The sequence below is a fragment of the Xanthobacter agilis genome (assembly GCF_021730435.1).
GTDB classification, from domain to species: Bacteria; Pseudomonadota; Alphaproteobacteria; order Rhizobiales; family Xanthobacteraceae; genus Xanthobacter; species Xanthobacter agilis.
Window position 1 is genome coordinate 110,489 of record NZ_JABWGX010000012.1, and the last position, 12,712, is coordinate 123,200.

A 12,712-nucleotide genomic window follows, 5' to 3' on the forward strand; every position below is an offset into this window, starting at 1 on the left:
CGGGCGCACCTCGAATTGGGGGAGCCGCGACATGACGCAGGCGCATTTGGACAAGTTCGGACGACCCATCGTCGTCGTCACCGGCATCGGCATCGTCACCTCGCTCGGCCAGGGCAAGGACGACAACTGGCGGCGCCTGACGGCGGGCGAATCGGGCATCCACACCATCACCCGCTTCCCCATCGCGGGCATGCGCACCACCATCGCCGGCACGGTGGACTTCCTGTTCGAGGGCCGCGTTCCCGCGCCCGACCTGTCGGAGAAGCTCGCCACCCTGGCGGCGGAGGAGGCCATCGCGGAGGCTTCCATCGGCACGCCCGGCGATTTCCCCGGCCCCCTGTTCGCGGCCGTGCCGCCGGTGGAGCTGGAATGGCCGGAGCGTCGGCAGATCGCCGATGCGGTGGGTCATTACCCCATCGTCTATCATGACCTGCTGGCGGCGGCCGATTCGGGCAAGTTCCGCCCCTGGCACGAGCGCTTCCTGTTCGGCTCGGTGGCCGACCGGCTCGCCGACCGTTTTGGCACGCGAGGGCAGCCCATCTCGCTCTCCACCGCCTGCGCTTCCGGCGCCACCGCCATCCAGCTCGGCGTCGAGGCCATCCGCCGCGGCGACACCGAAGTGGCGCTCTCGCTCGGCACGGACGGCTCGGTGCATCCGGAAGCGCTCATCCGCTTCTCGCTGCTGTCGGCCCTGACCACAGCCAATGACAAGCCGGCAGAGGCCGCCCGCCCGTTCGCCAAGAATCGCGACGGCTTTGTGATGGCCGAGGGCGCTGCGGCCTTGGTGCTGGAAAGCTATGCCCACGCGGTGGCGCGCGGCGCCAAGATCCTGGGCGTGCTGGAAGGCTGCGGCGAGATGGCGGACAATTTCCACCGCACCCGCTCCAATCCGGATGGCCGCCCCATCATCGGCTGCATGCGCAACGCCTTCGCCGACGCGGGCATCACGCCGGACGACGTGGACTACATCAACGCCCACGGCACCTCGACCCCCGAGAACGACCGCATGGAATATGTGGGGATGAAGGGCGTGTTCGGCGAGGAGAAGCTGGCCAGGACCCCCATCTCCTCCAACAAATCCATGATCGGCCACACCCTGACGGCGGCTGGGGCGATCGAGGCGGCGGTGTCGCTGCTCACCATCGCCAATGGCCGCATTCCGCCCACCATCAACTACAATATCCCGGACCCCGCCATTCCCCTGGACGTGGTGCCCAATGTGGCTCGCGACGCGACGGTGCGGCGCGTGATCTCCAATTCGTTCGGGTTCGGCGGCCAGAACGTGTGTCTGGTGCTGGCCGGCGAGCCGGCCTGAGCCGGCGGCGCGGCCTCGATCCGATCGGGATCGTGCCACGGCGTCGGCCTGCGACGGTACGCACCGGGCGGGCCGTGGATCCCCGGCCGGCGGATGGCTATGACCTCTGCCTCCACTTCCGCTTCCATTTGCACCCTGCGCAGGATCCCGCGCCATGACGGCTTCGCCCCATGCTTCGTCCAAGCCCATCCTCGTCACCGGCGGCGGCCGGGGGCTCGGAGCCGCCATCGTGCGCCGGCTGGTGGAGGCGGGCCATCCCGTGACTTTCACCTACCGCTCGGCGGTGGCGGAAGCGGAAGCCCTGATGGCCGAGATCCGCGCCGCGCACCCGGAGGCGCAGCTATCCGCCTACGCCCTCGACCTCTCGGACCGCGCGGCGGTGGACACCCTCGCCCAGGCGCTGGAGGCCGGCCAGACTTGGTATGGCTTCTGCCACAATGCGGGGGCCTCCTACGACACGCTCGCCGCGATGATGGACCAGGACAAGGCGGAAGCGGTCATGCAGGTGAACCATTTCGCCTTCGCGCGCCTGTCGCGGGCCTTGGTGCGGCCGATGACGCGGGCGCGGGAGGGGCGGATCGTCGCCATCGGCTCGGTGGCCGCGCTCCAGGCCAATCCCGGCAACATCGCCTATGCCGCCTCCAAGGCCGCGCTGCTGGCCCATGTGCGTGGGCTCGCCATCGAGACCGCCCGGCGCGGGGTGACGGTGAATTATGTCGCGCCCGGCTTCATCGATACCGCCATGCTGGAGAAGTACGCGGACTATCGCGCGAAGATGGAGGCGCAGATTCCCGCCGGCCGGTTCGCGACGCCCGATGACGTGGCGCAGGTGGTGGCCTTCCTCTTCTCCCCTGGCGCGGGCTATATGACCGGCGCGGTCCTGCCGGTGGATGGCGGGTTGACCGCATCCCTGCCCGCCCACCGCTGACCTGAAACATAAGAGAACAAGAATGCGTGGCCTCCAACTCGTCTCCGACCGCAAGCTCGAACTCGTCACCCTGCCCGAGCCCGAGGCGCCCGGCGCCGGCGAGGTGCAGATCCGCGTGAAGGCGCTGGCGCTCAACCATATCGACGTGTGGGGCTGGCGCGGCATGGCCTTCGCCAAGCGCAAGATGCCGCTGGTGGTGGGCGCCGAGGCGGCGGGCGAGATCGTGGCCCTGGGTGCCGACGTGCGCGGGCTGAAGGTGGGCCAGACGGTCGCCATGTACGGCGCCATGACCTGCGGCCACTGCAAGAACTGTCTCGCGGGACGCGACAACCTGTGCGAGAACGTGGGCGGCGTGCTCGGCTTCCACATCGACGGCTTCGCCCGCGACATCATCAACATGCCCGAGCGGCTGGTGATCCCCGCACCCGACGGCATCGCCTTCGAGGAGGCGGCCTGCGCCGGCATCACCTTCTCCACCGTCGAGCACATGCTGTTCGACAATGCCAAGCTGGAGAGCGGCGAAACCGTGCTGGTGCACGCGGGCGGCTCGGGCATCGGCTCGGCCGCCATCCGTCTGGCCAAGGATGTGGGCGCCATGGTCATCACCACCGTGGGCGACGACGAGAAGGCCGAGAAGGCCAAGGCGCTGGGCGCCGACCACGTCATCAACTACCGCAAGGATCGCTTCGAGCACGAGGTGCGCAAGATCACCAAGAAGGTGGGCGTGGACGTGGTGTTCGAGCATGTGGGCGCCGACACCTGGAACGCCTCCCTGCTCTCCATGAAGCCGGGGGCGCGGCTCGTCACCTGCGGCTCCACCTCGGGTGTGAGCGTGCAGATGAATTTGATGCAGTTGTTCCAGCGCCAGTACAAGATTTTCGGCTCGTTCGGCGCCACCATCCGCAACGTATCCGAGGGCCTGGAGAAGATGGGGCGCGGCGTCAAGCCGGTGATCGACACCGTGGTGCCGCTGGAGAATTTCAACGAGGGGCTGGAGCGCCTGGAGAGCCGGCGCGTGTTCGGCAAGATCGTCGTGAAGTTCTGACCTCGCGGGGCACACCGGCGGCGCCGGGCGCGGACCATGCCCATCGGCTCCGCCGTTCGCCGCCCGGCCGCTTGCCCTTCCACCCCTCCGCCCCCCGACCCTCCGAGCCCCGATCCGCCGTGCCGAAGCCGAAGAAGAAGCCGAAGAAGATGCTCCGCCGCATCACGACCCATCTGCGCGCCTTCCTGGCGCCGGTGGCGGAAGCGATCGTGGGCGGCTATGTGCGCTTCTCCATCTGGTGGCTCAGGCTGTGGCCGCTGTGGCTGTCCTCGGGGGGCATGGCGTTCTGGGCGCGGCTGCTTGGTCCCTTCTTCCCGGTGAGCAACACCGCCCGGCGCAATCTGAAGGCGGCCTTCCCCGAGAAGAGCCCGGCCGAGATCGAACGCATCGTGCGCGGGGTCTGGGGCAACATGGGCCGCCTCACGGCCGATTTCGCCCAACAGGACCGCCTGTGGGACTACGATCCCGCCCATCCCGGCGCGGGCCGTATCGAGGTGAAGGGCGCGGACATCTTCGCGCGCCTGCGCGATGACGGCCGGCCCGCCCTGTTCTTCACGGCCCACACCGGCGACTGGGAATTGTGCGCCATCGCCGGCGCCCAATTCGGCGTGCCGGGCGGGGTGCTCTACCGCGCACCCAACAACAAGAAGGCCGCCGCGCTGATCGAGGAGATGCGCGCGGGAACCATGCCCGGCCTCATCCGCGCCGGACGCGACGCCGGGCGCCTCATGGCGCGCATGCTGGCGGACGGCCAGCACCTGGGGATGCTGATCGACCAATATTGGACCGGCGGCCCCGAAGTGGTATTTTTCGGCCGTCGTTGCGCCACCAATCCGACCCTTGCCCGATTGGCCCGGCAATTCGACTGTCCGGTGCATGGCATGCGTGTCATCCGCCTGCCGAATGCGCGCTTTAGGGTGGAGATCACCGAGGAAGTGGAATTGCCGCGCGACGTGGACGGCAAGATCGATGTGGTGGGCGCCATGCAGGCGGTCACATTCATCATCGAGGGCTGGGTGCGCGAATACCCAGAGCAATGGCTCTGGCTGCACCGCCGGTGGCGCTGACCTCCGAGCCGGGCACGCTGTGCAGGCATGCGGTGTTGGGAACACGAACACCCTTGACGCATAAGGCTTTCACCGCAACATAGGGAAAACGCCATCGGTATCGGGAATGCGGTGACATCGATTTGCGGATCGGGGATCGAACCGGCCGGACTGAGGGTCTCGCGCCGACCGGTCCGGCGACTCCGGCGACAAAGAGACGGCGGCGGTGATGCAAATCGTTCTGGTGGACTCCAGTCGCGTTTCCCTGAAGCTCATCAGCCAGATGCTTCAGTTTGCCGGACATGATGTGATTCCATTCTCCGATGGCGCGGCGGCCCTCGACTATCTGCGCGCGGGGCGCCCGATCGACGTGCTGATGACCAGCTTCGAGCTGCCCCATGTGTCCGGCCTCGAATTGTGCTGGGAAGCGCGCCTCGTCTCGAATGAAGGGCACCCGCTGTATGTGATCGCCATGTCGTCCAACGTGGATGGCCAGCAGTTGGTCGAAGCGCTTGATTCCGGGGCGGACGACTTTGTGGCGAAGCCTCCGGTGCCGGCCGAGCTCTATGCGCGCCTGCGCGCCGCCGAACGGATGAACCAGGCCCGCCGCGAGCTGATTCGCCTCGCCACGGTGGATCCCCTCACCGAGCTTTTGAACCGCCGCGCCTTCTTCGAGCGGGCGCAGGCGGTGTGCCGCAACCACGGCCACGCCGGCCCGATTGCGATCGTGATGTTCGACATCGACCACTTCAAGAAAATCAACGACACCAAGGGGCATGACGCTGGCGACTGCGTGCTGAAGGCGGTCGCGGCCGTGATGCGGCGCGAGCCCGGCCACGCCGCGCGGCTCGGCGGTGAGGAATTCGTCATCCTGCTGCCCGGCGCCTCCATCGCCGAAGCCTGGGAAACGGCCGAGCGCTTGCGCCACGCGGTCGCGGACCTCCAGGTCCCGATCCCGTCGGGGGGCACCGTAAGCGCCACCATTTCCCTTGGGGTCGCGCACTATCATACCGGGGAAACCGTGGACCTGTTCCTCAAGCACGCCGACGTCGCCCTCTACGCGGCCAAGACCGCCGGGCGCAACCGCACCGTGGTGGCGTCCATTTCTGCCCCCGCGTCTCACCCCTCGCCCCTCGATGGCGGCCATATCTCCCTTGCCCTTCCTGACCCGAGCTGAGGGCGGCGCGCGTCCGTCGCGGCGTCGCCCGCGCCCGCGAATCGCCAAGCCGCGGCGCAGGGCCCTTGCCGACGCTGCGCCGATCCGATAAACGCGCCCTTTGCTTTTGTTGAGGATGATCGAAATGGGTTCGCGGCCGGTGGCCGTCATCATGGGCAGCCAGTCCGATTGGGAGACCATGCGTCACGCGGTGGATACGCTCGCGGCGCTCGACATCCCTCATGACGCCTTGATCGTCTCCGCCCATCGCACGCCGGAGCGCATGTTCGACTTCGCCAAGGGCGCAAAGGCGGCCGGGTACAAGGTCATCATCGCCGGTGCCGGCGGCGCGGCCCATCTGCCGGGCATGGTGGCGGCGCTCACCCCTTTGCCGGTTTTCGGCGTGCCGGTGGAATCAAAGGCCATGTCGGGCGTCGATAGTCTTTATTCCATCGTCCAGATGCCGGCCGGGGTGCCGGTCGGGACCCTGGCCATCGGCAAGGCCGGCGCGACCAATGCGGCGCTGCTCGCCGCCGCCGTGCTGGCCCTGAGCGACGATGGCCTCGACCGGCGCCTTGCCGAATGGCGCGCCGCGCGCACCGCGGCCGTGACGGAGCGTCCCGTCTGACCCCATGCTTCAGCCCGGAAACACCATCGGCATCCTCGGCGGAGGGCAGCTTGGTCGCATGACCGCGCTCGCGGCCGCCCAGCTCGGCCTCAAGAGCGTCATCTTCTGCCCGGAGGCGGCAAGCCCCGCCTTCCAGGTGAGCGACGCCCATGTCTGCGCCACTTATGACGACTGGGAGGCCCTGGCGCGCTTCGCCGCCCAGGTGCAGGTCGTGACCTACGAATTCGAGAACGTGCCCCTCGACACCGCCGAGTTCCTGGCCCAGCGGGTGCCGCTGCGGCCCGGCGCCCGCGCCCTGGCGATCACCCAGGACCGGCTTCAGGAAAAGACCTTCATCAACGGCCTCGGCATCGAAACGGCGCCATTCGCGGCGGTGGACGACCTGGACGGGCTGCACCGGGCCGTAGCCGCCATCGGCCTGCCCGCGGTGCTGAAAACCCGCCGGTTCGGCTATGACGGCAAGGGACAGGCCACCGTGCGGCCCGGCGATGACCTGGCCGCCGCCTGGGAGGCCATCGGCCGCCAGAGCGCCATTCTGGAAGGGTTCGTGCCGTTCGATCGCGAAGTGTCCATCATCGCCGCCCGCCGCGCCGATGATGCCTTCGCCGCCTATGAAGTGACGCAGAACGTTCACCGCAACCACATCCTGCACACGTCCACGGTCCCGGCCGAGGTCGGCGCCGCCACCGCGCGGCAGGCCCGCTCCTTCGCCTGCGCCATTGCCGGCGCGCTCGACTATGTGGGCGTGTTCGCGGTCGAGCTGTTCGTGGTCGGTCACGGGGCGGACGAGCGGGTGATCGTGAACGAGATCGCCCCTCGTGTGCACAATTCCGGCCATTGGACCCAGGACGGTTCCGTCACCTCCCAGTTCGAGCAGCATGTGCGCGCGGTCGCCGGCTGGCCCCTGGGCGAGACCGGACGCATCGGCCAGGTGGAGATGACCAACCTGATCGGCGACGATGTCGCCGATTGGCACGAGATCCTCGCCGAGCCCGGTGCCCATCTGCATCTCTACGGCAAGGCGGAGGCGCGGGCCGGCCGCAAGATGGGCCATGTGAACCGTATCTGGCCCGATGGCGCCGCCTGTCCCCGCGGTTCCAGCAAAAGCTGCTGACACCCCCGAGTCGCGGTGTGATACAACCATTGGCGAATCAGAACATGTGATTCGTTTCGGCAGCGGGGGACCCCCGGATGGCCATCGGCGAAGCTTTGCCCAATCTCCGGCAGAAGGCGCTCCAGATGGCGCGATCCGGGCGCTTCTGCGGCTGGCGCCTGATCGACATCGATCTGCGTTTCGTTCAAGGCCTCAAGGCCGCCGACCCGCTATTCCAGGATCTGGCGCTGCGGGACGAGGTCGACCTGCTCTGTCGCGCGGCGCAGCGCCATCGCCGCCCCCACCCCGCGGTACCGGTGACCTTGCTGCCGGTGCCGCAATATCGCTTCCGTGGGGGCGACCTGCCGCGACCGCAGGTCATCCGGTTTCTGGACGAGAATGCCGCCGGCACCACCACCGACTTTGGCCCGGACGAACAGGCCCCTCGGCGGGCAGGCGTCGGCGCGCCATAGCCGAGACCAAGCGCAAATTCTCAGCCGGCGCAATGCTTCGCGGGGCCGCCCTGCCCGTCGCGCGCGAGTGGACAACCGCGTTCACCTCTGATAAGAGAGCGCTTCCTTCGGACATGCTGCAAGGGCGCCGGACGGTGCATTGCCCCAGGGTTCGGAGTCTCAGACCATTTTCGCACCGGATCGGCGCAACAGCTCGAAGAGGCAACACGTGCAAGTTCTCGTCCGCGACAACAATGTCGATCAGGCCCTGAAGGCGCTCAAGAAGAAGATGCAGCGCGAAGGGATCTTCCGCGAGATGAAGCTGCGTGGTCATTACGAGAAGCCGTCCGAGAAGCGCGCCCGCGAGCAGGCCGAGGCCATCCGCCGCGCCCGCAAGCTGGCCCGAAAGCGCGCCCAGCGTGAAGGCCTGCTGCCCTCCAAGCCGCGCCCCACCCGCTGAGGGTTTCGCGGAGCCTCGTCCTGTTTCATCAACAGGACGGTCTCGCGCCTTCGCCCCAAGTCTTCCGACGTTCTAAACTCGAACGTGTCTGTCAAAGCGGATGCGTTTGACGGCGCTCCGGCGCACAAAGTGCATTGGGAGCGATCCCAGCGTGGCGGCATCCGCCGCGCCGGTGCGGCCTGGGCTTCCAAGGGCGGCGCCCGCTCACTCCAGACGCAGAACGCACATGGGTCGCGGACCCTGCTACCGAAAGCCGAAGTTCCGCCAGCCCTCGGCGCTCGCCCTCGGCGCCACCCGCTCCCGGCATGACTTGCGCCCCGGCAGGCGCGCCATCCATCACGCCGTCTGCCGCGCGGGCCCTCAGCATCGCTCACCGCCGCGGCGGCATTCGCGCACGCGGAAACTCAACCCAAGGCAATTTATTTTGCCGCCGGCGTCCGGGGTGCAAGGGCGGCGCCGCGTGCTATAGGGGAGCGGAAGCCGGAGCGCCGGCCGCGCGTCCCGCCCGCGAGGGCCGGGCACCTGGTGGGCGCGACGGGGGACGGGCTTGCCCCACTTGGTCATCACTCCATCACGTAATCGCCTATGATCGGGCAGTCACGGCACATGAGCGACGTACTGCGGCCAACGTCCGGGAGCACCAATGCCTTCGGTACGTCAACTCCCGTGAGATCGTCCCCCGGCAAGACGCACGGGTTCGCCCTGCCGCCGGACGATCGAAGGACCGCTTCGCCCATGACCGCGACGCAACCTCTCTGGCACCTGCTTTCCACCGTCCGCGCGGCCAGCCGCCGCTCGCTGCGTGACCTGAACGCCGATCCGCATCGCTTTGCGGCCTTCTCCCGCGCGCAGGACGACCTCCTGCTCGACTTCTCCAAGACCGAGCTGTGCGCTGATTCCCTGGCGCTGCTGCTGCGGGTGGCGGAGGCGGCGGGGGTCGGCACGCTGCGCGACGCCATGTTTGCCGGCGACCGCATCAACGTCACCGAGAATCGCGCGGTGCTGCACGTCGCCTTGCGCGACCGCAGCGCCACCCCGCTCATGCTCGACGGGGTGGACGTGAAGGCGGAGATCCGCACCACCCTCGCCCAGCTCAGTGATTTCGCAACCGCGATCCGAACTGGCCATCTGACGGGGGCCACCGGACGCGCCATCACCGATGTGGTGAATATCGGCATCGGCGGGTCCGACCTCGGCCCGGCCATGGCCACCCTCGCCCTCGCCCCCTATCACGACGGACCGCGCTGCCACTTCGTCTCGAATGTGGACAGCGCTCACATTTCCGACACGCTGAAGCCGCTCGATCCGGCGACCACCCTCGTCATCGTGGCCTCCAAGACCTTCACCACGGTCGAGACCATGTGCAACGCCCACACCGCGCGAGCCTGGATCACCCGCGCCCTGGGCGAGGACGCGGTGAGCGCCCATTTCGCGGCCGTGTCCACGGCGCGCGACAAAATCCGCGAGTTCGGCATCACGCCCGAGCGCGCCTTCGGATTTTGGGACTGGGTGGGCGGGCGCTATTCCCTGTGGTCCGCCATCGGCCTGTCGGTGATGCTGGCGATCGGACCGGCGCGTTTCCGCGAGCTTCTCGCCGGCGCCGAGGCCATGGACCTGCACTTTCGCACCGCGCCCTTCTCCGAAAATCTGCCGGTGCTGCTCGCGCTGATCGGCCTGTGGCACCGCGACGTGTGCGACTACTCGAGCCGCGCGGTGGTGCCCTACGACCAGCGCTTGGCGCGCCTGCCGGCCTATCTCCAGCAGCTTGACATGGAGAGCAACGGCAAAGGCGTCACCCGCGACGGCCTGCCGGTGGCCCAGCCCACCGGCCCCATCGTGTGGGGCGAGCCCGGCACCAATGCCCAGCACGCCTTCTTCCAATTGCTGCACCAGGGCACGGAGATCGTGCCGGTGGAATTTCTCATTGCCGCCGAGGGCCACGAGCCGGAACTGAAGGCCCATCACGATCTGCTGGTGGCCAGCTGCCTTGCCCAGTCGGAAGCGCTCATGCGCGGCCGCACGCTGGAGGAGGCGGCCGCGCAGCTCCGCGCCAAGGGACTGCCCGAGGCGGAGGTCGCCGCTTTGGCGCCGCACCGCGTGTTCCCCGGCGACCGGCCCTCGGTGACCCTGGCGTATCGGCGGCTCGACCCCTACACCCTCGGCCGCCTCATCGCCCTCTATGAGCACCGCGTGTTCGTGGAAGCCGCCGTGTGGAACATCAACGCCTTCGACCAGTGGGGCGTCGAGCTCGGCAAGGAACTGGCCACGGCCTTTCTGCCCGCGGTGCAGGGCGAGGCGGTTCCGGCCGACGCGTCGGGCTCCACCCGTGGCCTGCTGGCCCATCTGGCGCCCCGCCCCGCGTAAGCGCTGGGCGGAGACGGCGCGTCCAAGCGGCTTTCAGCTCACGACCGTGAGTTCCGGCGTGGAGCTGCGCAGAACGCCATCCGCCGCACCGCGCAACTCGGCCTCTTGCAGGAAATGGCGCAGAAGATCAGTGGCGCTGATGACGCCGATCAGGCTGAAATCTTCCATCACCGGCAGATGCCGGACCTGATTTTCGTTCATGAGCCGCAAGACGGTGACGATGGAATCGGAGGGCGCGCAGCAGATCACCTCCCGCTCCAGGAACGAGGCCAGCACCATGCCCGGCGTGGCGGCGCCATGCTCCAGCACGGCACGGGTGACGTCGCGCTCCGAAAAGAGGCCCATGACGGTGCCGTGCTCCGTGTCGCCGGTGTCCATCACCAGGACCGAGGAGACGTTTTCCCGTTTCATGAGCAAGGTGGCCTTGGCCACGGTGTCGGTGAGGCGGGCGGCAATGATTCGGGTGTCGCGCTTCTCGCGCAGGATATCGTCCACGGTGATCATGACGGTCCCTCCTCGCCGGTCAGCGATGCGCCCTGGCGCAACCGCGGCACCAGAGCCCTTCAGCGCGGCCCATGCTGGGGTGCGACAAATGATCCTGTCAACGAAAACTGCGACATTTTGGCTCAGCGCGGCGAAATCCGTGCCCTGGATACCGCAAGGGCATGGAAAGCGGCAGCACCGACCGCAGGTCGCCGGTCGAACGGATGCGCATTGCCGGAGAAGGAATGCCCAGCCCGCACGCTACGCGCGCCGGCGTGTGCCGGTCGGGAGGTGAGGTCGGGGGGCGCCAGATGGCGGCCCCTGCACACAGCCCGAGGCTGCGCGCAGGGGCGCTTGGCGGCTCAAGCCGCCTTGTTCTTCTCGATCAGCGAGACGAAGCGGTCGAACAGATAGTGGCTGTCCTGTGGTCCGGGGCTCGCCTCGGGATGGTACTGCACCGAGAACACCGGCCGGTCCGACAAGGCGATGCCGGCATTGGAGCCGTCGAACAGGGAGACATGGGTCTCCAGCGCGTTCGAGGGCAGGCTCTCCCGGTCCACGGCGAAGCCATGGTTCATCGACGTGATCTCCACCTTGCCGGTGGTGAGATCCTTCACGGGATGGTTCGCCCCGTGGTGGCCCTGGTGCATCTTCAGCGTCTTGGCGCCGACCGCGAGGCCGATCATCTGATGGCCGAGGCAGATGCCGAAGGTGGGCACGCCCGCCGCGATCACGTCACGGATCACCGGCACCGCGTAGGCGCCGGTCGCGGCCGGATCACCGGGGCCGTTGGAGAGGAACACACCGTCCGGCTTCAGCGCCAGGATGTCGGCGGCCGAGGTGGTGGCCGGCACCACCGTCACCTCGCAGCCCGCCGCCGCCAGCAGCCGCAGGATGTTGCGCTTCACCCCGTAGTCCACCGCCACCACATGGTGGCGCGGCGCGTCCTGGCGGCCGTAGCCTTCGGCCCACGCCCAGGGGGTCTCGTCCCACTCGAAGCGTTGAGCGGAGGTGACGGAGGGCACAAGATCCATCCCCACCAGCCCTGGCCAGGCCCGGGCCTGCGCCTGAAGCGCTGGAATGTCGAAGGTCCCGGTGGCGGAATGGGCGATGACGGCGTTGGGCATGCCGGCTTCGCGGATCAGCGCGGTCAGGGCGCGGGTGTCGATGCCGGAGATGCCGGGAATGCCGCGCGCCTTCAGCCAGGCGTCCAGCCCGCGCGTGGCGCGATAATTGGACGGCGCGGTGATGGCGGTGCGCAGCACCACCCCCCGCACTCCCGACGCGGCCGCCATGGACACCGTCTCGATGTCCTCTTCGTTGGTGCCGACATTACCGATGTGCGGAAAGGTGAAGGTGATGATCTGCCCCGAATAGGACGGATCGGTGAGGATTTCCTCGTAGCCGGTCATGGCGGTGTTGAAGCACACCTCGCCGGCCAGTGTGGTTTCGGCGCCGATGCCGAATCCTTCGAGCACCGTACCGTCGGCGAGGACGAGAACGGCGGTGGGGACGGGCTCGCTCCAGCCGTCGGCCGCAGGAGAGCGCCCGGAACCGATGAATGTCGGTTCGGTGGGGGTCTGGTCTTGTTCGTTCGTCATGGATCGCCTAGATAGAGCGTCACGCGCCGCGTTTCCAGCGTCCGCGCGCGAAAAACGTGTGCGCCGTCGCTCGGTGATCGAGGTCCGGCCCGGCCGCCAGGCTGTCCTTCTCCCCTCCCGAACCGGGAGGATCGGGAAAGA

At 68.2% G+C, this 12,712-nt stretch carries 12 protein-coding genes; 10 read left to right on the forward strand and 2 right to left on the reverse strand.

The window, feature by feature from the left end:
* Nucleotides 1-31: 31 nt before the first annotated feature.
* From HUW53_RS10730 to pgi, 10 genes are all read left to right on the forward strand, one after another.
* Nucleotides 32-1,315: a beta-ketoacyl-ACP synthase gene (locus tag HUW53_RS10730; RefSeq protein ID WP_237345753.1), complete on the forward strand. Its 1,284-nt coding sequence runs from the start codon at nt 32-34 to the stop codon at nt 1,313-1,315.
* 154 nt (nt 1,316-1,469) lie between these two features.
* Nucleotides 1,470-2,243 (forward strand): SDR family oxidoreductase, encoded by a 774-nt coding sequence (locus tag HUW53_RS10735; protein ID WP_237345754.1) that lies wholly within the window; start codon nt 1,470-1,472, stop codon nt 2,241-2,243.
* Between the two features lie 22 nt (nt 2,244-2,265).
* Nucleotides 2,266-3,288: a zinc-binding dehydrogenase gene (locus HUW53_RS10740; RefSeq protein ID WP_237345755.1), complete on the forward strand. Its 1,023-nt coding sequence runs from the start codon at nt 2,266-2,268 to the stop codon at nt 3,286-3,288.
* A gap of 149 nt (nt 3,289-3,437) precedes the next feature.
* Nucleotides 3,438-4,355, forward strand: coding sequence for a lipid A biosynthesis lauroyl acyltransferase (locus tag HUW53_RS10745; protein WP_237345756.1), 918 nt, complete (start codon nt 3,438-3,440; stop codon nt 4,353-4,355).
* 208 nt (nt 4,356-4,563) lie between these two features.
* The gene (locus HUW53_RS10750; protein ID WP_237345782.1) at nt 4,564-5,511 is read left to right on the forward strand and encodes a GGDEF domain-containing response regulator; all 948 of its coding nucleotides are present in this window, start codon (nt 4,564-4,566) and stop codon (nt 5,509-5,511) included.
* A 124-nt stretch (nt 5,512-5,635) separates the two neighbouring features.
* The gene (gene purE, locus HUW53_RS10755; RefSeq protein ID WP_237345757.1) at nt 5,636-6,118 is read left to right on the forward strand and encodes a 5-(carboxyamino)imidazole ribonucleotide mutase; all 483 of its coding nucleotides are present in this window, start codon (nt 5,636-5,638) and stop codon (nt 6,116-6,118) included.
* A gap of 4 nt (nt 6,119-6,122) precedes the next feature.
* Nucleotides 6,123-7,232, forward strand: coding sequence for a 5-(carboxyamino)imidazole ribonucleotide synthase (locus tag HUW53_RS10760; RefSeq protein WP_237345758.1), 1,110 nt, complete (start codon nt 6,123-6,125; stop codon nt 7,230-7,232).
* A gap of 77 nt (nt 7,233-7,309) precedes the next feature.
* Entirely contained in the window at nt 7,310-7,684 is a 375-nt protein-coding gene (locus HUW53_RS10765; protein WP_237345759.1) for a hypothetical protein, read from the forward strand.
* Nucleotides 7,685-7,892: 208 nt separating this feature from the next.
* The gene (gene rpsU / locus HUW53_RS10770) at nt 7,893-8,123 is read left to right on the forward strand and encodes a 30S ribosomal protein S21 (RefSeq protein WP_237345760.1); all 231 of its coding nucleotides are present in this window, start codon (nt 7,893-7,895) and stop codon (nt 8,121-8,123) included.
* Between the two features lie 735 nt (nt 8,124-8,858).
* Complete coding sequence (pgi, locus tag HUW53_RS10775) at nt 8,859-10,487, forward strand: glucose-6-phosphate isomerase (protein WP_237345761.1); 1,629 nt, start codon at nt 8,859-8,861, stop codon at nt 10,485-10,487.
* A gap of 33 nt (nt 10,488-10,520) precedes the next feature.
* On the opposite strand, the gene HUW53_RS10780 is transcribed toward pgi, so the two are convergent.
* Both HUW53_RS10780 and carA read right to left on the reverse strand, forming a co-directional pair.
* On the reverse strand, nt 10,521-10,991 hold the full coding sequence (locus HUW53_RS10780; protein ID WP_237345762.1) for a CBS domain-containing protein: 471 nt from the start codon (nt 10,989-10,991) through the stop codon (nt 10,521-10,523).
* A gap of 341 nt (nt 10,992-11,332) precedes the next feature.
* Nucleotides 11,333-12,571, reverse strand: coding sequence for a glutamine-hydrolyzing carbamoyl-phosphate synthase small subunit (gene carA / locus HUW53_RS10785; RefSeq protein WP_237345763.1), 1,239 nt, complete (start codon nt 12,569-12,571; stop codon nt 11,333-11,335).
* Nucleotides 12,572-12,712 lie beyond the last annotated feature (141 nt).

Bases quoted from the DNA above. Each gene is read 5' to 3' on its own strand.
- HUW53_RS10730 (WP_237345753.1), top strand. From the start codon at position 32: ATGACGCAGGCGCATTTGGACAAGTTCGGACGACCCATCGTCGTCGTC.
- HUW53_RS10735 (WP_237345754.1), top strand. From the start codon at position 1,470: ATGACGGCTTCGCCCCATGCTTCGTCCAAGCCCATCCTCGTCACCGGC.
- HUW53_RS10740 (WP_237345755.1), top strand. From the start codon at position 2,266: ATGCGTGGCCTCCAACTCGTCTCCGACCGCAAGCTCGAACTCGTCACC.
- HUW53_RS10745 (WP_237345756.1), top strand. From the start codon at position 3,438: ATGCTCCGCCGCATCACGACCCATCTGCGCGCCTTCCTGGCGCCGGTG.
- HUW53_RS10750 (WP_237345782.1), top strand. From the start codon at position 4,564: ATGCAAATCGTTCTGGTGGACTCCAGTCGCGTTTCCCTGAAGCTCATC.
- purE (WP_237345757.1), top strand. From the start codon at position 5,636: ATGGGTTCGCGGCCGGTGGCCGTCATCATGGGCAGCCAGTCCGATTGG.
- HUW53_RS10760 (WP_237345758.1), top strand. From the start codon at position 6,123: ATGCTTCAGCCCGGAAACACCATCGGCATCCTCGGCGGAGGGCAGCTT.
- HUW53_RS10765 (WP_237345759.1), top strand. From the start codon at position 7,310: ATGGCCATCGGCGAAGCTTTGCCCAATCTCCGGCAGAAGGCGCTCCAG.
- pgi (WP_237345761.1), top strand. From the start codon at position 8,859: ATGACCGCGACGCAACCTCTCTGGCACCTGCTTTCCACCGTCCGCGCG.
- HUW53_RS10780 (WP_237345762.1), bottom strand. From the start codon at position 10,991: ATGATCACCGTGGACGATATCCTGCGCGAGAAGCGCGACACCCGAATC.
- carA (WP_237345763.1), bottom strand. From the start codon at position 12,571: ATGACGAACGAACAAGACCAGACCCCCACCGAACCGACATTCATCGGT.